Below are 21,975 nucleotides of genomic sequence, written 5' to 3'. Positions count from 1 at the left end.
ACCCGTCCTCAGCCCCGGCCGCGCGCGAACCGGCGCGTGGCCGCCGGCACGAACAGGAGCAGGAGCAGCAGCGACCACAGCACGGCGCCCGCCACCGGATGCGACGCGGGCCAGGCCGCGCCCGGCGCCGTGGCCGCGCCGCCCGCGTTCCCGCACAGTTCCCGTACGGCGGTGGCGACGGCGCTGATCGGGTTCCACTCCGCGACCGTCCGCAGCCAGCCGGGCAGTCCGGCCGTCGGCAGGTACGCGCTGGACAGCATCGGCAGCACGAAGGTGGCGCTGCCGAGCTGGCCCGCGGCCTCCTCGCTGCGGCTCACCAGCCCCAGGTACGTGCCCACCCAGGCGGCGGCGAACCGGAACAGCAGCAGCACGCCGAGCGCCCCCAGGGCACCGGGCAGCCCGTTCTCCACCCGCCAGCCCATCGCCAGCCCCACCAGCATCAGCGGCACCATCGACACCGCCGTGGTCAGCAGGTCGGCGGCGGTCTGCCCCAGCGGGACCGCGGCCCGGCTCATCGGCAGTGTCCGGAAACGGTCCATGACGCCCCGGTGGGCGTCCTGCGCGGCCGTGAACATGCCGGTCATGAGGCCGTTGGCGGCGGTCGCGGCGAGCAGGCCGGGCACCAGGAACTCGCGGTACTCGGCGCCCGGCATGGCGAGCGCGCTGCCGAAGACGTAGCCGAAGAAGAGCAGCATCGCGATCGGCATGGTCTGGGTCAGCACCAGCAGGGCCGGGGCGTGCCGGGCCTTCTGGAGCTGGCGGGTGAGGACGGCGCCGCCGTCCGACAGCAGAGTGGTCATGCCGCGTGCTCCTTCTCGTCGGCGGGGGTGGTGGGGGTCCGGGTGAGGCGCAGGAACACCTCGTCGAGGGTGGGCGGGCGCAGGCTCGCGTCGGTCACCGGGATCCCGGCGGTGTCGAGCTCGCGGATGATCCGGGGCAGGGTGAGCGCGCCGTCGAGCACGGTCACGCCGACCGTGAGCCGCTCCTCGTCCAGGGCGGGGCGGCCCCCGGTGAGCTGGTCGAGGACCGCGGCGGCGCCCGCGAGGGCGGCAGGCCCCTCGACGGTGACCTCGGCGCGGGCGCCGATCCGGGCCTTGAGGGCGGCCGGGGTGCCGGTGGCGACGGTCCGGCCCCGGTCCACGACCACGATGTCGTCGGCGAGCCGGTCGGCCTCCTCCAGGTACTGGGTGGTCAGCAGCACCGTGGTCCCTTCGTCGGCCAGGCCGCGCACCGCCGTCCAGATCTGTTCCCGGGCCGCCGGGTCCAGTCCGGTGGTGGGCTCGTCGAGGAAGAGCACGCGGGGGCGGGTGACCAGGCCCGCGGCCAGGTCCAGACGCCTCCTCATGCCGCCCGACCAGCCGGCGGCCACCCGGTCGGCGGCCTCCCCGAGGCCGAAGCGCTCCAGCAGCTCGTCCGCGCGCCCGCGCCCGGCCCGGCCCCGCAGTCCGGCGAGGCGGGCGAACAGCCGGAGGTTCTCCCGGCCGGTCAGGTCCCCGTCGACGGAGGCGTACTGGCCGGTGGCGCCGATGGCGCGGCGGACGGCGGCCGGGTCGGCGGTGACCTCGTGGCCGGCGACCAGGGCGCGTCCGGCGGTGGGGGCGGTGAGCGTGGTCAGGATCCGCACGGCGGTGGTCTTGCCCGCGCCGTTGGGGCCCAGCAGTCCGCAGACGGTGCCCTCCGGCACGGCCAGGTCGAGCCCGCGCAGGGCGTGCACCTCGCCGTAGTGCTTCTCCAGACCCTCACTAAGTACAGCGTACGTAGTCGTCATGCGTCGCACCCTACCGCACTACGTACGGTGTACGTAACTAAGATGGGGGCGGAGACCAACGACGAGGTGATGTGACCGATGACAGCCGGCGGGCGCCCCGCTGAACCAGAAGTGATCTGGGCCCGCCCGCAGCGGGCCGGCCGCGGGCCCCGGCCCGCGCACAGCCGCGACTCGATCGCCGCCGAGGCCGTACGGATCGCCGACGCGGAGGGGATCGAGGCCGTTTCCATGCGGCGGGTGGCGGCCGGGATCGGCGCCGGGACGATGTCCCTGTACAACTACGTCCCCCGCAAGGAGGACCTGTACGAGCTGATGGTCGACGCGGTCAGCGGCGAGTACGACCTCACCCCGCCGAGCGGCCGCTGGCGGGACGACCTGCTCGCCCTGGCCCGGCAGACCCGCGCCCTGATGCGCCGCCACCCCTGGCTGCCCCGGCTGCTGAGCCCGGTCTACGGCTTCGGCCCCAACGCCCTGCGGTATCTGGAGCACAGCCTGGCCTGCCTGGAGCCGCTGGAGGCGTCCGGGGGCGAGAAACTGGAGCTCATCGCGTCCGTCAACGGCATGGTGGCCACCTTCGTGGCGGGGGAACTGGCCCTGGCCGAACGGGCCCGCTCGCTCCCCTGGAGCGAGGCCGCCGAGGAAGGCGTACGGACGGCCTGGCTCGGCTCCCGGCTGGCGACGGGGGAGTACCCCAGGCTCACGGCGGCCCTCACCGAGGGCACCCCGGTCACCGCCGCCGGCACGGACATGACGGACGTCTTCGACCGCGCCGTGTCCCGGCTGCTGGCGGGGTGGTCCTGAGGGGTCCCCGGCCGGCGGTCAGGACGGCGCGAACCGCCGGCCCGGGCCCTGCGCCTGCCGGACGGGCGTGAACAGCCGGCCCGGGCCCTGCGCCTGCCGGACGGGCGTGAACAGCCGGCCCGTGCCCGCCGCGCGTGCGGGAGCGGCGTGAACCGCCGGCCCGGGCCGCCGGGGTGCCGCCGGCCCGGGCCGCCGCCCGTGTCGGGGCGGCGCGAACTCGCCCGCCCGTGCCGCCCGCCGGGGCGCTGCCCGCCCGGGCCCCCGCGCCTGTCAGAGCAGCGCGAACTGCCCGCCCGGCCCCTCCTCCTGGTGGTCCAGCACCGAGGCCGGACGCCGGGCCCAGCGCGGCGGGGGCAGCACCCCGGCGGCCTCCAGCTCCGCGGCGGGCAGCAGCGGCCCGGGGGTGAACGCCTCCCGCTCCGGCGCCAGCGCGGCCAGCAGCGCCAGCGTCGTCACCAGGGCCAGCAGCTCCGAGGTCCAGGACTGGGGCCACTCCGCGGGCCCCAGCCCCTCCAGGCCGCCGGCCTGCGGATCCCGGTGCGCGCAGCGGGCGGCGAACCACGCCTCCAGCACCCGGACCCCCTGCACCTCGTACTCCCAGGCCTCCACCGGGACGGGGGAGACGGCCCCGTCCCCGAGGGTCAGCGTCTCGGACTCCGCGTCGTGGCCGAGCCCGGCCGGCCAGCCCGTGACCGCCGCCCGGACGTACGGCCGCCGCCCGCCCGGCAGCCGGGGCGGCTCCCCGCCGCGCGCCCCGCGCAGCTGGACCGTCAGCAGGCGGTGTCCCAGCTCCAGGCCGGCCCTCCAGCGCTCCGGGTCGGCCGCCAGCGGGACCTCGTACCCCCGGGGCCCCGGCCGGCCGGCGGCGAGGATCCAGCACAGCACGTCCTCCGGGGTGACCCAGCCGCCGTGGCGCCCGCCCAGCAGGGCCAGGAGGCCCGGCGCGAGGTTCGGCTCGGCCCCGCCGGGCCGCCGGTGCAGCGGCCGGATCCGGCCCAGCCGGCCCGCCGGGAGGTGGGCGGTGGCCAGCAGGCCGGGGGCCTCCAGCAGGAACACCTGCTGCGCGTCGCGCACCCGCCACAGCTCGGGGCGGGCGGAGTCGATGAGCCGCTGGTCGGGCAGCAGCCACTGCTCGTCGAAGGGCGCGCGGAGCACCCGTACGGGGTCCGGGAAGGCGCCCGGCGCGTCGGCGAACCGGGCGGTGGCCGAGCGCTGGCCGGGCAGCGCGGCCGCCCCGGCGGAGGGCGTACGGGTCCGGCTCGGGCGGAACAGCCGCTCCCGCTCCGCCCCTTCGGCGTCGGTCAGGGCCGTCCAGCGGGCGCGCAGGACGGCGGGGTCGGGCGCCGCCACCCAGTCCCGGCCCAGGCGCAGGCCGTCCACGGCCCAGGGCATCAGATCGTCCAGCAGCGGTACGTCAGCGCTCACCCGGCCGATGGTAGCGACGGCCCGCCGGGGCGGGGCCGTGTCCCGGCCGAAGCGTTACGCTCCTTATGTGGGCATACGCCGTGTACGTACGGATCCGTACCGACCGGTGTACGCACCCGTACCGACCGAGGAGCCGGCGATGAGCATGTACGACGAGTATTCGACCCCGTCGCAGGCCGAGGGCGAGCGGCTCGACGAGGACATGGACGACCGGGAGCGGGAGCAGCGCCACCACCCCCAGGCGATGCGCACCACGCCTTCGCAGGCCGAGGGCGAACGCCTCGCCGAGGAGAACGAGCAGCAGAAGTAGTGCCCGTGCCCGGCCGGGGACGCGGCCGGGCCGCCGGGATCAGGGCGCCTCGACCGTCACCGTGAAGGAGAACCGGTCGCCCCGGTAGCGGATCCGGGCCACGTCCACGACCCGCCCGTCCTCGTCGTAGGTCACGCCCGTGTAGTGCAGGATCGGGCTGAGCAGCGGGACCTCCAGCAGCTCGGCCGTGACCGGGTCGGCGAGCCGCGCCTCCACGGTGTCCGTGATCCGGCTGATCCGTACGCCGACCACGTCGCGCAGCACCTTCGTCATCGGCCAGCGCTCCAGGTCGGCCAGGTCCACGGCGTCGGCGAGCTCCGGACGGACCGCGTTCTCGGCCCAGTTGGTGGGCTCCCCGCTCCCCCCGTCGCGCCGGAGCCTGCGGTACGTGACCACCTCCGCCGTGTCCGGGAAGTGCTCCAGCAGCTCCCCGGCCACGGGCGTCCGCTCACGGCCCAGCACCGTCGTCAGGTCACCCGACTGCTGGGCCACGATCGCGTCCACCGAGCCGAGCAGCCGCACCGGGGCGCTGCGCATCGCACCCGGCTCGATGAAGGTCCCGCGCCGCCGGTGCCGGCTGATCAGGCCCTCTCCCTCCAGCTCCTTGAGCGCCTGGCGCATGGTCAGCACGCTCACCCCGTAGTGCTCGGCGAGCCGCTCCTCGGTCGGCAGCCGCAGCGGGGCGTCCGGAGTGCGCCCCAGTATCGAGGCGCGCAGGGACTGGGACACCTGGTACCAGAGCGGCAGCTTCCGGTTGAGTACCAGGGAGTCGGGGGCGAAGGCGGTCACGGGTCGTTCTCCGTACGGGCCGGCCGTCATAGGACGACGGGGCGGGGCGGTGCGCAGGGGGACACCGGCATGTTAGGCGCGGAAGTGCCGCTGGAGACCCTCCCATACGCCGTCGTAACCGCGCTGGAGGTGCTCCGCCCCCGCCGCCTGGGGGGTGGCGGTGATCGGCCAGCGGGTCTCGAACATGAAGGCCAGGCCGTCGTCGATCTTCTGCGGCTTCAGCTCGGCGGCGCTGGCCCTGTCGAAGGTCTCCCGGTCCGGACCGTGCGCGGACATCATGTTGTGCAGCGAGCCGCCGCCGGGTACGAACCCCTCGGCCTTGGCGTCGTAGGCGCCCTCGATCAGGCCCATGTACTCGCTCATCACGTTGCGGTGGAAGTACGGCGGCCGGAAGGTGTCCTCGCCGACCAGCCAGCGCGGGGCGAACACCACGAAGTCCACGCCCGCCAGTCCCGGGGTGTCGGAGGGCGAGGTCAGCACGGTGAAGATCGACGGGTCGGGGTGGTCGTAGCTGATGGACCCGATCACGTTGAACCTGCGCAGGTCGTAGACGTACGGGACGTGCGTGCCGTGCCAGGCGACGACGTCGAGCGGCGAGTGCCCGCAGGTCGCGGACCAGAGGTTGCCGCAGAACTTGTTGACCACCTCGGTCGGGCGCTCCACGTCCTCGTACGCGGCCACCGGCGCCCGGAAGTCCCGTGCCGCCGCCAGGCCGTTGGCGCCGATCGGGCCGAGGTCCGGCAGCTCGAAGGGCTGCCCGTAGTTCTCGCAGACGTAGCCGCGGGCGTCGTCGTCCAGCAGTTCGACGCGGAAGCGGACGCCGCGCGGGATCAGCGCCACCTCGCCGGGGCGGGCGCTCAGCAGACCGAGCTCGGTGCGCAGCAGCAGGCCGCCGCGCTCGGGGACGATCAGCAGCTCGCCGTCGGAGTCGCTGAAGACCCGGTCGGTCATGTCGGCGTTGGCCGAGTAGAGGTGGACGGCCATGCCGGTGCGCTGGGTGGCGTCGCCGTTGCCGCCGAGGGTCCACAGGCCGGCCAGGAAGTCGGTGCCGGGGGCCGGGTCGGGCAGCGGGTTCCAGCGCAGCCGGTTGGGGTCCGGGACGGCGTCGGTGAAGGGGGCCGTGCGCAGGGCGCCGTTGTCCACGCGGGTGAAGGCCGGGTGGGCCGCGGAGGGGCGGATCCGGTAGAGCCACGACCGGCGGTTGTGGCGGCGCGGCTCGGTGAAGGCGCTGCCGCTGAGCTGCTCGGCGTAGAGGCCGAGGGCGGCGCGCTGGGGGGAGTTGCGGCCGAGCGGGAGCGCGCCGGGCACGGCCTCCGAGCTGTGCTCGTTCCCGAAGCCGGTGAGGTACTCCAGCGCCTCCGCCGTCTTCCTGGCCTGCTCACTCATGGGCTGCTCCCGCTCCCTCGAAGGAATCCTATGGTCGACAGTAGGATTCCGGGCCCCTCCCCGTCAACGCCGTCTTGCGGCGATCGGCCACGATCCGGTCGCCGCCGGAGGGATTTCGCGCGGGGGGATCCCAAAAGATGAACATTGCTCTACTCTCTCGCGCATGTCGTGGACCCGCAGGTTCCCTGCCGTGCCGGCGGCGCTCCTCGCCGCCCTCCTCGCCCTCCTGTCCCTCCTCGTGGCCGCGCCCGCCGCCCGCGCGCACGAGGAGCGCCCCGTCGCCCTCCCCGACGGCAGCGGATCCGTCCCCGTCTACCGGGCGGCGGCCGAGCCCGACCTGCTGGTCTGCAAGACCGACCGGCCCGACTTCGAACGCCGCGTGGCCGCCTTCCCGCCGCAGCTGCGGCAGCGCAACCTCGACCTCTACGAGCGCTGCGAGAAGAGCGGCTACCGCCACCTCCAGCAGGCCGTGGACGCCGTCGACCGGCCGGGGATGAACATCGCGATCCTGCCCGGCCTCTACGAGGAGGAGCCCTCCCTGCCCGCACCCACGGGCGAGTGCGCGAACCTCAAGGCCCCCAACTCCTCACTGGGCTACCAGATCCTGTCCTACGAGCAGCAGGAGAAGTGCCGCCACAACCAGAACCTCGTGGCCATCCTCGGCAAGACGAACCTGCAGATCGAGGGCACCGGCGCGGCCCGCACGGACGTGGTCGTCGACGCCCGGTACCAGAAGCTGAACGCCATCCGCGCCGACCGGTCCAACGGCATCTACTTCCGGAACTTCACCGCGCAGCGCACCACCTTCAACTCGCTGTACGTGCTCGCCGGCGACGGCTTCGTCATCGACGACGTCCTGACCCGCTGGAACGACGAGTACGGCTTCCTGACCTTCGCCAGCGACCACGGCCTCTACAAGAACTGCGAGTCCTACGGCAACGGCGACTCCGGGATCTACCCCGGCAGCGCCTCCGACATCAACGACGGCCGCGGCTACGACGTGCCCCGCTACTCCATCGAGATCACCGGCTGCCGCAGCCACCACAACATGGTCGGCTACTCCGGCACCGCCGGGGACTCCGTGTGGGTCCACGACAACGAGTTCGACCAGAACATGGGCGGCGCCTCCATGGACAGCGCCTTCCCCGGACACCCCGGACTCCCGCAGAACCACGCCCGCTTCGAACGCAACCTCATCCACGACAACAACGCCGACTACTACCCCTACGTCGCCGACGGCACCTGCGCCAAGCCGCCCGCCGAACGCGGCTACGAGCAGGGGGTGGTCTGCCCGCAGATCTCCATGCCGCCCGGCACCGGCATCATCACCGCCGGCGGCAACTGGAACCTCTACGAGGGCAACTGGGTGTACGGCCACCGGCGCGCCGGCTTCTTCCTCAGCGCCGTCCCCGCCTTCATCCGGGGCGAGGAGAAGTGGTCCAAGCAGACCGACACCTCCCACCACAACCGGTACGCGGGCAACGTGCTCGGCAAGGACCGGTCCGGCGCCTCCCGCCCGAACGGCACCGACGTGTGGTGGGACGGCCAGGGCCGCGGGAACTGCTGGCAGGACGGCCCCGACGGCTCCACCCCGGGCACGCTCCCGCGGTGCGGGAAGGAACGCGGACAGGTCAGCGGCTCCTCGGCCCGGCTGGTGGGCGAACCGGTGAAGCTGACCCAGCTGATGGTCTGCGCCGACTACAACGTCCAGGCCCGCAAGCTCCCGGCGGGCTGCGACTGGTACGGCGCCCGGGGCCTGGAGCGCGTGGAGACGCAGATCGCGCTGGCGGTCGCGGCGGTACTGCTGCTGGTCGGCGGCACCCTGTGGTGGCGGCGCCTGCGCGGCTCCCGGCTGGGCACCGCGGCCTCCCTGTCCGGCCTGGCCGGGCTGGCCCTGGACGTGGCCGGCTCCACGACGCCCCTGACCGGCACCCCCGTCCCGGCACTGGCCCTGCTCCTGCTCGGCCTGTGGTGGACCGGCGCAGGCCTGGCCCTGCGCCGCGGACGCCCCTGGCTGGCCCGCCTCACCCTGCTCCTGGGCGCCCTGACCCTGCTGGACGCCTTCGACAAGGCGGTGCTGATGATCCCGTGGATCCCGCTCAGCCCCGCCTGGGTGCGGGCCCTGGTCGCGGTGGTGTGGGTGCTGTGGGCGGTCGTCGCCTCGGCCCGCCCCGGCCCGGCCGCCCCCGCCCGGCCCGCCGGCCCGGGCGACGACGGCGCCGGCGACCGCACCCCCGTCCCGGCGGGCCCGGCCCCCGCCCCGAGCGCCACCGCCGACCCCCCGGCCCCCCGCCCCGACGGCACCACCCCCTGACCCCGCCCCGCCCCGGAGGCCCGCAGTGAACGTGCCCGCCGTGAACGTGCCCGCACAGACCCGCGTCCGGTGCGACGCGTGCCGGACCCCCGGGGCCCGGACCCGCCCCCACCGCCGCTCCGCCCGCACGGCGGCGCTGGTGGCCCTGCTCCTGCTGCTCGCGGGCGGCGCGGCCACGGCCTGCGGCGGCCGGGCCACCACCCACCACAAACCCGGCACCACCCACGAACAGGCCACCGGCGGCGCCGGCACCCTGCTCGACGCCCAGGACGCCGGTGGCCACCGCCTGCGCGAGGTCCCGGCCCAGGGCGCACCCCAGGTGAAGCTCACCGCCCGCCCCGACCCCGAGGACGGCTGGAACCTCCAACTGGCCGTGACCGGCTTCCGCTTCACCCCCGACAGCGTCGGCGGCGCGGCGCTGACCGGCACCGGCCACGCCCACCTGGAGCTCGACGGCCGCAAGCTGGCCCGGGTGTACGGCCCCTGGTTCCACCTGCCCGCGGCACAGGTTCCCGAGGGCGTGCACACCCTGACCGTCCGCCTGTACGCCGACGACCACACCGCCTGGGCCGTCGCCGGCAAGCCGGTCGAAGCGGCCGTCGAGCTGACCGCGGGCCCCCCGGGCCAGGGAACCCACAGCCACCCCGCACCCGCCCCGACCGGTTCCCCGGCGACACGGACGGCCCCGCCCGCCCCGCCGGCCGACCGGACCGTCACCCTCGCCGTCCAGGACGGAAAGGTGGTGCCGACCACCGGCCGCACCGAACTGAGGCGCGGCGAGCGCCTGGCCCTGCGCGTCACCAGCGACCGCGCCGACACCCTGCACGTCCACGGCTACGACGAGGAACTCGCCCTGCCCGCCGGCCAGGAGGCCACCCTGGTCCTGACGGCCGACCGCACGGGCCTCTTCGAGGTCGAGACCCACGAGTCCCGGCTCGTCCTGACCCAGCTCCTCGTCCGATGAGCCCGACGGAACCCGTGGTCCTTCTCCCGCCCCGCCCATCGGGCCTGCTCGCGCACGGCATCGGCTCCCAGCACGACCTGCCGGTCTCCCCCTTCTACGCCTTCGCCGGCGCCTTCACCGCTCTCTTCGTCTCCTTCCTCGCACTCGGCCTCCTCTGGTCCGCCTCCCGCTTCCGCGGCGACCGCTCCGGCCTCGCCCTGCCCGCCGGGCTCCAACGGGCGGCCGACGCGCCGGCCACCCGCACCACCCTGCGCGGACTGGGCCTCGCCGCGGCCCTCACCGTGCTCCTCCACCTCCTCCTCGGTCCCGACGACCCCGGCCGCAACCCCGCTCCCGGCGCCGTCTACGTCCTGCTGTGGGTCGGGATCGTGCCCGCCTCCCTCCTCCTCGGCCCCGTCTGGCGCCTCCTCAACCCGCTGCGCACCCTGCACCGCCTCCTCGCCCGGGCCCGCCACCGCCCGCCCGGGGCCGGCCGCCCCCTGCCGCCCCGGGCCGGCCAATGGCCCGCCGCCGCCGGACTGTTCGGCTTCACCTGGCTCGAACTCGTCGCTCCCGATCCCGCATCGACCACCACCCTCCTGTGTGCCCTCACCGCCTACACCGCCGGCCACCTGCTGCTCGCCGCCCGCTTCGGCGAGAGCTGGTTCGCCGGAGCCGACGCCTTCGAGGTCTACTCCGACCTCCTGGCCAGGCTCTCCCCCCTCGGCCGCCGCGGCGACGGCCGCCTGGTCCTGCGCAACCCCTTCCACGGACTCGACGCGACGCCCGAGCGGCCCGGACTCCTCGCCACCGTCTGCGTCCTGCTCGGCTCCACCGCCTACGACGGCTACTGCGACAACCCCGCCTGGATCAACACCCTTCAGACCTCCCCCCTCGGCCGCACCCCCACGGCCACGCTCGGACTGCTCGCCTCCGTCGCCCTCGTCGCCACCCTGTACTGCCTGTGCGCGGCGGCCACCCGCCTCGTCAGCGGCCCGCACCCCCGGCCGCTGACCGCCTTCGCGCACTCACTCGTGCCGATCGCCCTCGGCTATCTCACCGCCCATTACTTCTCCCTCCTCGTCACCGAAGGACCACGTACGGTAAGCATGGCACTCGGCACTGACAACGCCCCCGATCCCAGTCCCCCCTTGGGTCCGGGGGCTCTCGCCGCCCTCCAGGTGATCGCCGTCGTGGCCGGCCACGTACTCGGTGTGATCGCCGCGCACGACCGTTCCGTACGCCTCTTCCCCCCGGCGAAGGCGGTGGCGGGCCAACTGCCGCTGCTCGCGCTGATGATCACGTACACGATCGGCGGGCTGACCCTGCTCCTGAACTGAGGAGCGGGCACCCGCGCCACTGGACCCAGGAGCCAGGAGCGGCATGATGGACCCCGTGCCTCCCGCCCACCCCCTGCGCAGGACCCCGGTCCAGCAGCGCAGCGCCGACCGCCTCGCCCGGATCCTCGACGCCTGCGCCGAACTCCTCGACGAGAGCGGTTACGAAAACCTCAGCACCCGCGCCGTCGCCCTGCGGGCCGGCGTGCCCATCGGCTCGGTCTACCGCTTCTTCGGGAACAAGCGCGCCATGGCCGTCGCCCTCGCCCAGCGCAACCTGGAGCAGTACGCCGAGGGCATCGAGCGGCGGCTCGCCCTGCTGCCGGGCACGCACTGGCGGCCCGTCGTGGACGCCGTGCTGGACGAGTACCTGGCCATGAAGCGCAGCGTCCCCGGCTTCGCCCTCGTGGACTTCGGGGTGCCCGCCCCGCCCTCCGAAGGCCCCGCCTCCGACCCCAACCACCTGGTCGCCGCACGCCTGACCGGGCTGCTGTGCGCCCACCTCGGTCTCACCCCGGACCCCGGACTGTCCCGGGCGGTCCTCGTCGCCGTCGAGGCGACCGACGCGCTGGTCCAGCTGGCCTTCCGTGCCGACCCGGCCGGCGACCCCGGCATCGTCGCCGAGACCCGGGCGATGATGCACGCCTACCTGGCCCGCGTCCTGGACTGACCCGCGGGACCGGGTCCCTCCGGCTTCCCCGTGGTCCGCCCCGCCGGATCCCGCCCGGGCCGGATCCCGCCCGGGCCGGATCCCGCCCGGGCCGGATCCCGCCCGGGCCGGATCCCGCCCGGGCGCAACCGGGTGCCGCAACCCCCTCCCCGCCGTGCCTACCGGTCGGTATGCTCGGGCCCCGCCGTGCCCCGCGCCGCAGCCTGCCGCCCCCAGGAGGGCCCCATGCCCCGCACCGCCCCGCGCATCTGCCCCCTCTGCGAGGCCACCTGCGGCCTCACCCTCACCATCGAGGGCACGACCGTCACCGGAGCCCGAGGTGACCGCGACGACGTCTTCAGCCGCGGCTTCATCTGCCCCAAGGGGGCCGCCTTCGGCGCCCTCGACGCCGACCCCGACCGGCTCCGCACCCCCCTCGTCCGCCGCGCCGGACGGCTTCGCGAGGCCACCTGGGACGAGGCCTACGACGCCGTCGCCGTCGCCGTCCCCGCCCTCGTCCGCGACCACGGCCCCCAGTCCGTCGGCGTCGTGCTCGGCAACCCCAACGTCCACACCATGGCCGGCGCCCTCTACCCGCCGCTCCTCGTCAACACCCTCGGCACCCGCAACCTCTTCACCGCCAGCACCCTCGACCAGATGCCCAAGCACGTCTCCAGCGGGCTCCTCTTCGGCGACCCCCTCGCCATCCCCGTGCCCGACCTCGACCACACCGACTTCCTCCTGCTCATCGGCGCCAACCCGGTCGAATCCAACGGCTCCCTGTGCACCGCCCCCGACTTCCCCGGCAAGCTCAAGGCGCTCCGGGCCCGCGGCGGCACGCTCGTCGTCGTCGACCCGCGCCGCACGCGCACCGCCAAGCTCGCCGACACGCACCTCGCGCCGCGCCCCGGCAGCGACGCCCTGCTGCTCGCCGCGCTCGCCCACACCCTCCTCGCCGAGAAGCTCGCCGACCCCGGAGCGCTCACGGAACACACCGAGGGACTCCGGGAACTCGCCGAAGCCCTGGGGAGTTTCACTCCTGAGGCGGTCGCCCCCGCCTGCGACCTGCCGGCCGACCGGATCCGCGCCCTCGCCCGGGAGCTGGCGGCCGCACCGACCGCCGCCGTCTACGGGCGGATCGGCAGCTGCACCGTCGAGCACGGGACGCTCGCGAGCTGGCTGGTGGACGTACTGAACATCCTCACGGGCAACCTCGACCGCCCCGGCGGAGCCCTCTTCCCGCTCCCGGCGGCCGGTCCGCGCCCCCGGCCCGCCGGGCCCGGCAGGGGGTTCGCCCTCGGCCGCTGGCACAGCCGGGTCAGCGGACACCCCGAGGTCAAGAGCGAACTGCCCACCGCCGCCCTGGCCGAGGAGATCGAGACCCCGGGGGAGGGGCGCATCCGCGCCCTGATCGCCATCGCGGCCAACCCCGTGCTGTCCGCCCCCGACGGGCGGCGGCTCGACGCGGCCCTCGCCGGGCTCGACTTCATGGTCAGCGTCGACCCGTACCTCAACGAGACCTCGCGCCACGCCCACGTCGTCCTGCCCCCGCCGCCGCCCTCGCAGAGCGCCCACCACGACTTCGCCTTCAACGGGTTCGCCGTCCGCAACCAGGTCCGCTACACCCGGCCCGCCGTCCCCCTCGAAGCGGACCGGCTCGACGAGTGCGAGATCCACGCGCGACTCGTCCTGGCCGTCTCCGGCGCGCACGGCACCGCCCAGCCGTCCGCCGTCGACGACACGGCGATCCGGGCCGCCCTCGCCAAGGAGACCGCCGACCCCCGCTCCCCGCTCCACGGAGCGGACCCGGCCGCCCTGGCCGGTCTCCTCACCGGCGAGTCCGGCCCGGAGCGCAGGCTCGACCTGATGCTGCGGCTGGGCCCGTACGGAGACCTGTTCGGCGCCGCCGACCACCCGGACGGGCTCAGCCTGCAGCGGCTCCTCGCCCACCCGCACGGCATCGACCTGGGCCCGCTGCGGCCCCGGCTGCCGGGCCTGCTCCGGACCCGCAGCGGCAGGATCGAGCTGCTCCCCGAGCCGATCGCGGCCGAGCTCCCCGGGCTGCGCGCGGCGCTCGCCGCCCGCCCCGCCGCCCTGGTGCTCGTGGGCCGCCGCCACCTGCGCTCCAACAACAGCTGGCTGCACAACGTCCCGGCCCTCACCGGAGGTTCCAACCGGTGCACCCTCCAGGTCCACCCCGCCGACGCGGACCGGCTCGGCCTGGCCGACGGCGGCCGCGCCCGGATCACCGCCGACGGGGGCAGCCTGGAGGCGCCGGTGGAGGTCACCGACGCCGTCCGCACGGGGGTGGTCAGCCTCCCGCACGGCTGGGGCCACGACCGTGACGGCACCCGGCTCTCGGTGGCCGGAGCCGACCCGGGGGTCAACGTCAACCAGCTGCTCGACGGCACCCGCCTCGATCCGCTGTCGGGCACGGCGGTGCTCAACGGCTTCCCCGTCACCCTGACACCCCTGCCCTGAGCTGGGGTTTTGCTCGTATTGCTCACGCGTGGACGTCTTGTTGGCCCAAGGAGGCGGCACCTACCTTCCCTGCATGCTGACCTTCCTCGGCTTCGCCATGATCGCGACCTTCCTGGTCCTGATCATGCTGAAGAAAATGTCGCCCATCGCGGCGCTCGTCCTCATCCCCGCGCTCTTCTGCGTGTTCGCCGGAAAGGGCGCGCACCTGGGGGACTACGTCATCGACGGCGTCGGCAAGCTCGCCCCGACCGCCGCCATGCTGATGTTCGCCATCGTCTACTTCGGCGTGATGATCGACGTCGGCCTCTTCGACCCGATCGTCCGGGGCATCCTGCGCTTCTGCAAGGCGGATCCCGTGCGGGTGGTGGTCGGCACGGCCGTCCTCGCCGCGATCGTCTCGCTCGACGGGGACGGGTCGACCACGTTCATGATCACGGTCTCGGCCATGTACCCGCTGTACAAGCGGCTCGGGCTGAGCCTCGTGGTCATGACCGGTGTCGCCGCGACCGCCAACGGCGTGATGAACACCCTGCCCTGGGGCGGCCCCACGGCCCGTGCGGCCACGGCCCTCAAGCTCGACGCCGCGGACATCTTCGTCCCGATGATCCCGGCCCTCGCGGTCGGCCTGCTGTTCGTCTTCGCCCTGGCCTACGTCCTCGGCGTCCGGGAGCGCCGCCGGGTCGGCTCCCTCGTGATGCCCGGCGCGGAGACCGCGGAGGAGTCCCTGGTGGCCGCCGGTCCCGGCGCCGGGGAGACCGCCCGTGACACCCGTACCGCCGGCTCCGCCCCCGCCGCGGAAGCCCCCGCCGCCGGCGCCCCCGTCGCGGAAGCCCCCGCCGGACCCCCCGCCGCCGGGGCCTCGGATGCCGCGCCGGCCGATGGCGTTCCGGCCGACGGTGACGGCTTCCAGGGGCTGGACCCCCGGCGCGCGACGCTGCGTCCGCACCTCTACTGGTTCAACGCGGGCCTCACCGTCGCCCTGCTCGCCGCGATGATCATGGAGCTGCTGCCCATCCCCGTGCTGTTCCTGCTCGGCGCGGCCCTCGCCCTCACCGTGAACTTCCCCCACATGCCGGACCAGAAGGCCCGGATCGCCGCCCACGCGGACAACGTCCTCAACGTCGCCGGCATGGTCTTCGCCGCCGCCGTCTTCACCGGCGTCCTCACCGGCACCGGCATGGTCAAGCACATGGCCGACTGGCTCGTCGGCGCCATCCCCGAGGGGATGGGCCCGCACATGGCCCTGGTCACCGGCCTGCTGAGCCTGCCCCTCACCTACTTCATGTCGAACGACGGCTTCTACTTCGGTGTCCTGCCGGTACTGGCCGAAGCGGGCGCCGCGCACGGCGTCTCCCCGCTGGAGATCGCCCGCGCCTCCCTCGTCGGGCAGGCCCTGCACATGTCCAGCCCGCTGGTTCCGGCCGTCTACGTCCTCGTCGGCATGGCCAGGGTCGAATTCGGCGACCACACCCGCTTCACCGTGAAATGGGCGGCCCTCACCTCCGTCGTGGTCCTGGCCGCGGGGATGGTTTTCGGCATCATCTGAGCCCCCGGCCCCCTGGCGGGCAGAAAACTACCGGCGCTAGTTTGTAGGGTGTTGTCGGCGAGGTCAGGTCCACGCGCTCGTAGGTGCTCGGGAGGAATGCCATGAAGGCCCACGACGGGATGTACATCGGCGGGGAATGGCGGCCCGCCGCCGGAACGGGCCGGATCGAGGTGGTCAACCCGGCCGACGAGCAGGTCATCGGCGCCGTTCCGGCCGGGTCGGCCGAGGACGTGGACGCGGCGGTACGCGCGGCCCGCGCGGCCTTTCCCGGCTGGGCGGCCACGGCTCCCGCCGAACGCGCCGCGCTCATCGCGGCCCTGCGCGACGTGCTCGTGGCCCGCAAGGGCGAGTTCACCGAGACCATCACCGCCGAGCTGGGCTCCCCGCTCGGCTTCGCGGAGGCGGTGCACGTGGGCGCCCCGATCGCGGTGGCCTCCTCGTACGCCGAACTCGCGGGCTCCTACGCCTTCGAGGAGCGGGTCGGGAACTCCACCGTCTTCATGGAGCCGGTCGGCGTGGTCGGGGCCATCACGCCCTGGAACTATCCCCTGCACCAGGTCGTTGCCAAGGTGGCACCCGCTCTCGCCGCCGGCTGCACCGTCGTCCTCAAGCCGGCCGAGGACACCCCGCTGACCGCACAGCTCTTCGCCGAAGCCGTGCACGAGGCGGGCGTCCCGGCCGGAGTCTTCAACCTGGTGACCGGTACCGGCCCGGTCGCCGGCCAGGCGCTGGCCGAGCACGAGGGGGTCGACCTCGTCTCCTTCACCGGCTCGACCGCCGTCGGCAGGAAGATCGGCGCCATCGCCGGCGCCGCCGTCAAGCGCGTCGCCCTCGAACTGGGCGGCAAGTCGGCGAACGTCATCCTGCCCGGGGCCGACCTGGCCAAGGCCGTCGCGGCGGGCGTCGGACACGTCATGAACAACACCGGCCAGAGCTGCAACGCGCTCACCCGCATGCTCGTCCACCGGGACCAGCACGAGGAGGCCGTCGCCCTCGCGGCCACCGCCGTCGCCGGCTACCCGTCGGGCGACCCCCGCGACCGGGCCACGCGCCTGGGGCCGGTCGTCAACGCCACCCAGCGCGACCGCGTGCGCTCCTACATCCACAAGGGCGTCGCGGAGGGCGCGCGCCTCGTCGCGGGCGGGCCCGACGCGCCCCACGAGCGCGGGTACTTCATCGCGCCGACGGTCTTTGCGGACGTCACCCCCGAGATGACCATCGCCCAGGAGGAGATCTTCGGCCCCGTGCTGGCGATCCTCCCCTACGAGGACCACGACGACGCCCTGCGCATCGCCAACGGCACCGTCTACGGCCTGGGCGGCGCGGTGTGGGCGGCGGACGAGGAGACGGCCGTGGCGTTCGCCCGCCGGATGGACACCGGCCAGGTGGACATCAACGGCGGCCGCTTCAACGTGCTCGCACCCTTCGGCGGCTACAAGCAGTCGGGCGTCGGCCGCGAGCTGGGCGCGCACGGCCTGGGGGAGTACCTCCAGACCAAGTCCCTGCAGTTCTGACCGCCGAAGCCCCGCCGCAGCCCCTGCCGAAGACCTGCGGCTCCCGAAGATCCGCAGCCCACGCAGCCCCGAAGACACGGAGACGACGACCATGGTCCGCGCCGCCATCCTGCCCGCCGTCGGAGCCCCGCTGGAGATACGGGACATCGTGCTGCCCGAGCCCGGACCCGGGCAGGTCCGGGTGCGGCTCGCCGCCGCCGGGGTCTGCCACTCCGACCTGTCCCTCACGGACGGCACCATGCGGGTGCCCGTCCCCGCCGTCCTCGGCCACGAGGGCGCGGGGACGGTCCTCGCCGTCGGCGAGGGCGTCAGCCACGTCTCCCCGGGCGACGGCGTGGTGCTCAACTGGGCGCCGTCCTGCGGGGAGTGCCACCACTGCCGGATCGGCGAGGTCTGGCTCTGCGCCAAGGCTCTGACCGGGGTCGGCGCGGTCCACGCCCATGACGCCGACGGCAACGAGCTGCACCCCGGGCTCAACGTCGCCGCCTTCGCGGAGGAGACCGTCGTCGCGGCGAACTGCGTGCTGCCCGCGCCCGCCGGGATCCCGCTGGCCGAGGCAGCCCTCCTCGGCTGCGCCGTCCTGACCGGCTACGGCGCCGTGCACCACAACGCCCGGGTCCGCCCGGGCGAGTCGGTCGCGGTGTTCGGCGTCGGCGGGGTCGGCCTCGCGGCGCTCCAGGCCGCCCGGATCGCCGGGGCCGGGCCGATCGTGGCCGTGGACGTCTCCCCGGCCAAGGAGGAGCTGGCCCGCGCCGCCGGGGCCACCGAGTTCGTCCTCGCCTCCGACACCACCGCCAAGCAGATCCGCGGGCTCACCGGCGGGCAGGGCGCCGACGTGGCCGTGGAGTGCGTGGGCCGCGCCGCGACCATCCGCACGGCCTGGGAGTCCACCCGCCGGGGCGGGCGCACCACGGTCGTCGGCATCGGGGGCAAGGACCAGCAGGTGGCCTTCCACGCGCTGGAGATCTTCCACTTCGCCCGCACCCTCGGCGGCTGCGTGTACGGCAACAGCGACCCGGCCCGCGACCTCCCGGTGATCGCCGAGCACGTCCGGGCCGGCCGCCTCGACCTCGGCTCCCTGGTCACCGACCGCATCACCCTGGACGGCATCCCGGCCGCCTTCGACGCGATGGTCGCGGGCAAGGGCGGCCGGTCGCTGGTGGTCTTCTGACACCCGGGGGCAGGAGGGCGCGCCGCCCCGGGGCCTACGCCCCGGGCGCGCCCGCCCGCAGGGCCTCGTACTGGAGGGTCAGGCCGTCCAGGAGGGCCGTCAGGCCCGTCTCGAAGGCGCCCTCGTCCACCTCCCGCCGCCGCTCCGCCAGCAGGTGGGCCTGGCCCAGGTGCGGGTAGTCCGCCGGGTCGTACGCCGTCTCGTCATCCACGAAGCCGCCGGCGAACGAGGCCACCGCCGAGCCCAGGATGAAGTACCGCATCAGCGCGCCGATCCGGGTCGCCTGGGCCGGGGGCCATCCCGCCGCGGTCATGGCCCCGAACACGGCGTCGGCCAGCCGCAGCCCCGCTGGGCGCCGGCCCGGGCCGCGGGCCAGCACGGGCACGATGTTCGGGTGGTCCGACAGGGCTTCCCGGTACGAGTGCGCCCAGTCGTACAGAGCCCCCCGCCAGTCCTTGCCGCCGCCCGACCCGCCGCCGGTCCCGCCGCCCGACCCGCCCTCGAACATCGACAGGTCGACCTTCGCGCTCACCGCGTCCGCGACGGCCTCCAGGATCGCGTCCTTGGTCCTGAAGTGGTTGTAGAGCGAGGGCCCGCTCACCCCGAGGGCGGCGGCCAGCCGCCGCGTCGAGACCGCCTCCAGGCCTTCCTCGTCCACGAGCGCGCCCGCCGCCTCGACGATGCGGTCTCTGCTGAGGAGGGGCTTGCGCGGTCTGGCCATGCGCCACATAGTAGGCCCTGCCCCGCCATAAACTACCGCCGCTAGTTTAAGAGCCCCGCGAGCGGCCGGACCACGCCCCGGAGGGCCCCGTGAACCTGGAGCTGAGCGAGGAGCAGGAGGCCGTACGCCGCCTGGCCCGCGCGTTCACCGACCGCGAGATCGCCCCGTACGCCGCCGAGTGGGACCGCGCCGAGAGCGTGGACCGCTCCCTCGTGAAGAAGCTGGGCGACCTCGGCTTCCTCGGCCTCACCGTCCCCGAGGAGTACGGCGGCTCCGGCGGCGACCACCTCTCCTACGTCCTCGTCACCGAGGAACTCGGCCGCGGGGACTCCGCCGTGCGCGGCATCGTCTCCGTCTCCCTCGGCCTGGTCGCCAAGACCGTCGCCGCCTGGGGCACCGAGGAGCAGAAGCGGAGCTGGCTGCCCCGCCTGTGCTCCGGCGAGGCGCTCGGTTGCTTCGGCCTGACCGAGCCCGGCACCGGCTCCGACGCGGCCGCCCTCACCACCCGCGCGGTGCGCGAGGGGGACGCGTACGTCGTCAGCGGCAGCAAGATGTTCATCACCAACGGCACCTGGGCCGACGTGGTCCTCCTCTTCGCCCGGACCGACCCGGCGATCCCCGGCCACCGGGGGATCTCCGCCTTCCTGGTCCCCGCCGGCAGCCCCGGCCTGACCCGTCGCGAGGTGCACGGCAAGCTCGGCCTGCGCGGCCAGGCCACCGCCGAACTCACCCTGGACGCGGTCCGCGTCCCCGCCTCCGCGATGCTCGGCCCCGAGGGGAAGGGCTTCTCCGTGGCGATGTCGGCGCTGGCCAAGGGCCGGATGTCGGTGGCCGCCGGCTGCGTCGGCATCGCCCAGGCGGCGTTGGACGCGGCGGTCTCGTACGCGGCCCGGCGCGAGCAGTTCGGCAAGCCGATCGCCCAGCACCAGCTGGTGCAGGAGCTGATCGCCGACATCTCGGTCGACGTCGACGCGGCCCGCCTGCTGACCTGGCGGGTCGCCGACCTGATCGACCGCGGGCAGCCCTTCGCCACCGAGTCCTCCACCGCCAAGCTCTTCGCCTCGGAAGCCGCGGTGCGCGCCGCGAGCAACGCCCTCCAGGTGCACGGCGGCTACGGCTACGTCGACGAGTACCCGGCCGGCAAGCTGCTGCGCGACGCCCGCGTCATGACCCTCTACGAGGGCACCAGCCAGATCCAGAAGCTGCTCATCGGCCGGGCCCGTACCGGGGTCTCCGCCTTCTGAGACCCGTGCTCATGAGTACGCGTCTGAGTACCCGCGCGGATGTGGCCCGCGTCACGGCGCCCGATGCTGGGCCCATGAACGAGACACCGGTCAAGCAGCAGCACACGGGCGCCTACTACGGCCAGGCCGTCGCCTCCTTCGGCATCGCCCTGGCCGCCGTCGCCGTGGGGATCTACACCATGGACGTCGACGGCTGGGTCCGGGCCTTCCTCGGGATCGCCGTCCTCTACCTGACCACCTCCGCCTTCACCCTGGCCAAGGTGGTCCGCGACCGGCAGGAGGCGACGCAGATCGTCAGCCGGGTCGACCAGGCACGGATGGAGAAGATCATGGCGGAGTACGACCCCTTCTCGCCGAAGTAGCCCCGCGGCGCCGACTCCCCTAAGCGCTTGCTCACCCTCCGGTAAGCTGGTGCCTTCCTACAGGACGAAGAGGGTGGGCGAGCGATGGACAGCGCGGCGGAGACGAGCGGCGGCTACGTGCCGTGGTCGGAGGTCACCCCCGACGCCGCGCGGCGGCTGCTCGTGGCGGCCGTCGACGCCTTCGCCGAGCGCGGGTACCACGCGACCACCACCCGCGACATCGCCGGCCGCGCCGGCATGAGCCCGGCCGCGCTCTACATCCACTACAAGACCAAGGAAGAACTGCTCCACCGGATCAGCCGGATAGGCCACGACAAGGCGCTGGAGATCCTGGAGACCGCCGCCTCCGGCCCGGGGGCCGCCGCCGACCGGCTGGACGCGGCCGTGCGGTCCTTCGTGCGCTGGCACGCCGCGCACCACACCACCGCGCGCGTCGTCCAGTACGAGCTCGACGCGCTCGCCCCGGAGCACCGCACCGAGATCGTCGCCCTGCGCCGGCTGAGCGACGCCGCCGTGCGCCGGATCCTCGCCGACGGCGTGCGGGCCGGGGAGTTCGACGTTCCCGACGTCCCCGGGACCACGCTCGCCGTGCTGTCGCTGTGCATCGACGTCGCCCGCTGGTTCAGCACCGCCGGAGAGCGCACGCCCGACGAGGTCGGCGCGCTGTACGCCGACCTCGTGCTCCGCATGGTGGGCGCGCGCCCGGCCGCCGCGGCGGCTCAGAAGTAGTAGCGGGACACCGACTCCGCGACGCACACCGGCTTCTCGCCGCCCTCGCGCTCCACGGTCACCGTCGCCGCGACCTGTACGCCGCCGCCCGCCTCGGTGACCGAGGTGATCACGGCGGTGGCGCGCAGCCGCGAGCCGACCGGGACCGTCGCGGGGAAACGCACCTTGTCCGTGCCGTAGTTGATGCCCATCCGCATGCCCTCGACCCGCATGATCTGCGGGACCAGGCTCGGCAGCAGGGACAGCGTCAGATAGCCGTGCGCGATGGTGGAGCCGAAGGGGCCGGAGGCGGCGCGCTCCGGGTCCACGTGGATCCACTGGTGGTCGCCGGTCGCATCCGCGAAGAGGTCGATCCGTTTCTGGTCCACCTCCAGCCACCCGCTCGGTCCGAGCGGCTCGCCGATCCCCGCGCGCAGCTCCTCGGCTGATGTGAAGATCCTCGGTCCGGCCATGCCCTGCCCCTGTCTCCCGCTGCCCACAGCCGT

20 protein-coding genes are annotated in these 21,975 nt (G+C 74.4%); 13 read left to right on the top strand and 7 right to left on the bottom strand.

Annotated elements, in window-relative coordinates:
• Window positions 1-8: 8 nt before the first annotated feature.
• Window positions 9-800, bottom strand: a complete 792-nt coding sequence (locus D1J60_RS08075; protein WP_125820643.1) for an ABC transporter permease — start codon at window positions 798-800, stop codon at window positions 9-11.
• Entirely contained in the window at window positions 797-1,768 is a 972-nt protein-coding gene (locus tag D1J60_RS08070; RefSeq protein WP_125820642.1) for an ATP-binding cassette domain-containing protein, read from the bottom strand. Before D1J60_RS08070 ends, D1J60_RS08075 begins: the two co-directional genes overlap by 4 nt.
• 78 nt (window positions 1,769-1,846) lie before the next feature.
• Here D1J60_RS08070 and D1J60_RS08065 point away from each other — a divergent pair, with 78 nt between their 5' ends.
• Window positions 1,847-2,569, top strand: a complete 723-nt coding sequence (locus D1J60_RS08065) for a TetR/AcrR family transcriptional regulator C-terminal domain-containing protein (protein WP_125820641.1) — start codon at window positions 1,847-1,849, stop codon at window positions 2,567-2,569.
• Window positions 2,570-2,839: 270 nt separating this feature from the next.
• On the opposite strand, the gene D1J60_RS08060 is transcribed toward D1J60_RS08065, so the two are convergent.
• Window positions 2,840-3,961, bottom strand: a complete 1,122-nt coding sequence (locus D1J60_RS08060; protein WP_164721045.1) for a type ISP restriction/modification enzyme — start codon at window positions 3,959-3,961, stop codon at window positions 2,840-2,842.
• A 172-nt stretch (window positions 3,962-4,133) separates the two neighbouring features.
• On the opposite strand from D1J60_RS08060, the gene D1J60_RS37180 reads away from it, so the two are divergent.
• Entirely contained in the window at window positions 4,134-4,304 is a 171-nt protein-coding gene (locus tag D1J60_RS37180) for a hypothetical protein (protein ID WP_164720859.1), read from the top strand.
• A 39-nt stretch (window positions 4,305-4,343) separates the two neighbouring features.
• On the opposite strand, the gene D1J60_RS08055 is transcribed toward D1J60_RS37180, so the two are convergent.
• Window positions 4,344-5,093, bottom strand: a complete 750-nt coding sequence (locus D1J60_RS08055; RefSeq protein ID WP_125603515.1) for a GntR family transcriptional regulator — start codon at window positions 5,091-5,093, stop codon at window positions 4,344-4,346.
• Window positions 5,094-5,165: 72 nt separating this feature from the next.
• The gene (gene hmgA / locus D1J60_RS08050; protein ID WP_125820639.1) at window positions 5,166-6,479 is read right to left on the bottom strand and encodes a homogentisate 1,2-dioxygenase; all 1,314 of its coding nucleotides are present in this window, start codon (window positions 6,477-6,479) and stop codon (window positions 5,166-5,168) included.
• 163 nt (window positions 6,480-6,642) lie between these two features.
• Between hmgA and D1J60_RS08045 the strand changes: the two genes are divergently transcribed.
• From D1J60_RS08045 to D1J60_RS08010, 8 genes are all read left to right on the top strand, one after another.
• Window positions 6,643-8,793, top strand: coding sequence for a right-handed parallel beta-helix repeat-containing protein (locus D1J60_RS08045; RefSeq protein WP_125820638.1), 2,151 nt, complete (start codon window positions 6,643-6,645; stop codon window positions 8,791-8,793).
• Between the two features lie 136 nt (window positions 8,794-8,929).
• The gene (locus D1J60_RS08040) at window positions 8,930-9,757 is read left to right on the top strand and encodes a hypothetical protein (RefSeq protein WP_125823919.1); all 828 of its coding nucleotides are present in this window, start codon (window positions 8,930-8,932) and stop codon (window positions 9,755-9,757) included.
• Window positions 9,754-11,076 carry a hypothetical protein gene (locus D1J60_RS08035; RefSeq protein WP_125820637.1) on the top strand — a complete coding sequence of 441 codons (1,323 nt, stop codon included), beginning with the start codon at window positions 9,754-9,756 and terminating at the stop codon, window positions 11,074-11,076. Before D1J60_RS08040 ends, D1J60_RS08035 begins: the two co-directional genes overlap by 4 nt.
• Window positions 11,077-11,122: 46 nt before the next feature.
• A complete protein-coding gene (locus tag D1J60_RS08030; protein WP_125823918.1) occupies window positions 11,123-11,743 on the top strand; it encodes a TetR/AcrR family transcriptional regulator in 621 nt (206 codons plus the stop codon).
• 225 nt (window positions 11,744-11,968) lie between these two features.
• On the top strand, window positions 11,969-14,203 hold the full coding sequence (locus tag D1J60_RS08025) for a molybdopterin-dependent oxidoreductase (RefSeq protein WP_125820636.1): 2,235 nt from the start codon (window positions 11,969-11,971) through the stop codon (window positions 14,201-14,203).
• A gap of 73 nt (window positions 14,204-14,276) precedes the next feature.
• Window positions 14,277-15,749, top strand: a complete 1,473-nt coding sequence (locus D1J60_RS08020) for a citrate:proton symporter (protein WP_125820635.1) — start codon at window positions 14,277-14,279, stop codon at window positions 15,747-15,749.
• Window positions 15,750-15,850: 101 nt separating this feature from the next.
• Window positions 15,851-17,263 carry an aldehyde dehydrogenase family protein gene (locus D1J60_RS08015; RefSeq protein ID WP_125820634.1) on the top strand — a complete coding sequence of 471 codons (1,413 nt, stop codon included), beginning with the start codon at window positions 15,851-15,853 and terminating at the stop codon, window positions 17,261-17,263.
• A 91-nt stretch (window positions 17,264-17,354) separates the two neighbouring features.
• Window positions 17,355-18,434, top strand: coding sequence for a Zn-dependent alcohol dehydrogenase (locus D1J60_RS08010; protein WP_125820633.1), 1,080 nt, complete (start codon window positions 17,355-17,357; stop codon window positions 18,432-18,434).
• Window positions 18,435-18,468: 34 nt separating this feature from the next.
• Here D1J60_RS08010 and D1J60_RS08005 read toward each other — a convergent pair whose 3' ends face one another.
• Window positions 18,469-19,155, bottom strand: a complete 687-nt coding sequence (locus D1J60_RS08005; RefSeq protein ID WP_125602669.1) for a TetR/AcrR family transcriptional regulator — start codon at window positions 19,153-19,155, stop codon at window positions 18,469-18,471.
• A gap of 89 nt (window positions 19,156-19,244) precedes the next feature.
• On the opposite strand from D1J60_RS08005, the gene D1J60_RS08000 reads away from it, so the two are divergent.
• The 3 genes from D1J60_RS08000 (at window position 19,245) to D1J60_RS07990 (ending at window position 21,490) form a co-directional block, all read left to right on the top strand.
• Window positions 19,245-20,399 (top strand): acyl-CoA dehydrogenase family protein, encoded by a 1,155-nt coding sequence (locus D1J60_RS08000; protein WP_125820632.1) that lies wholly within the window; start codon window positions 19,245-19,247, stop codon window positions 20,397-20,399.
• A gap of 74 nt (window positions 20,400-20,473) precedes the next feature.
• Window positions 20,474-20,761, top strand: coding sequence for a YiaA/YiaB family inner membrane protein (locus tag D1J60_RS07995; RefSeq protein ID WP_125602665.1), 288 nt, complete (start codon window positions 20,474-20,476; stop codon window positions 20,759-20,761).
• A gap of 84 nt (window positions 20,762-20,845) precedes the next feature.
• The gene (locus D1J60_RS07990; RefSeq protein WP_125602663.1) at window positions 20,846-21,490 is read left to right on the top strand and encodes a TetR/AcrR family transcriptional regulator; all 645 of its coding nucleotides are present in this window, start codon (window positions 20,846-20,848) and stop codon (window positions 21,488-21,490) included.
• Here D1J60_RS07990 and D1J60_RS07985 read toward each other — a convergent pair.
• Window positions 21,481-21,942, bottom strand: coding sequence for a MaoC family dehydratase (locus tag D1J60_RS07985; protein ID WP_125602661.1), 462 nt, complete (start codon window positions 21,940-21,942; stop codon window positions 21,481-21,483). The genes D1J60_RS07990 and D1J60_RS07985 overlap by 10 nt on opposite strands.
• Between the last annotated feature and the right edge of the window lie 33 nt (window positions 21,943-21,975).

It is taken from the genome of Streptomyces sp. W1SF4, assembly GCF_003950035.1.
GTDB lineage: Bacteria > Actinomycetota > Actinomycetes > Streptomycetales > Streptomycetaceae > Streptomyces > Streptomyces racemochromogenes.
Note: the sequence above shows the minus strand (reverse complement) of the source record. Positions and strands in the feature narration are given on the sequence as shown.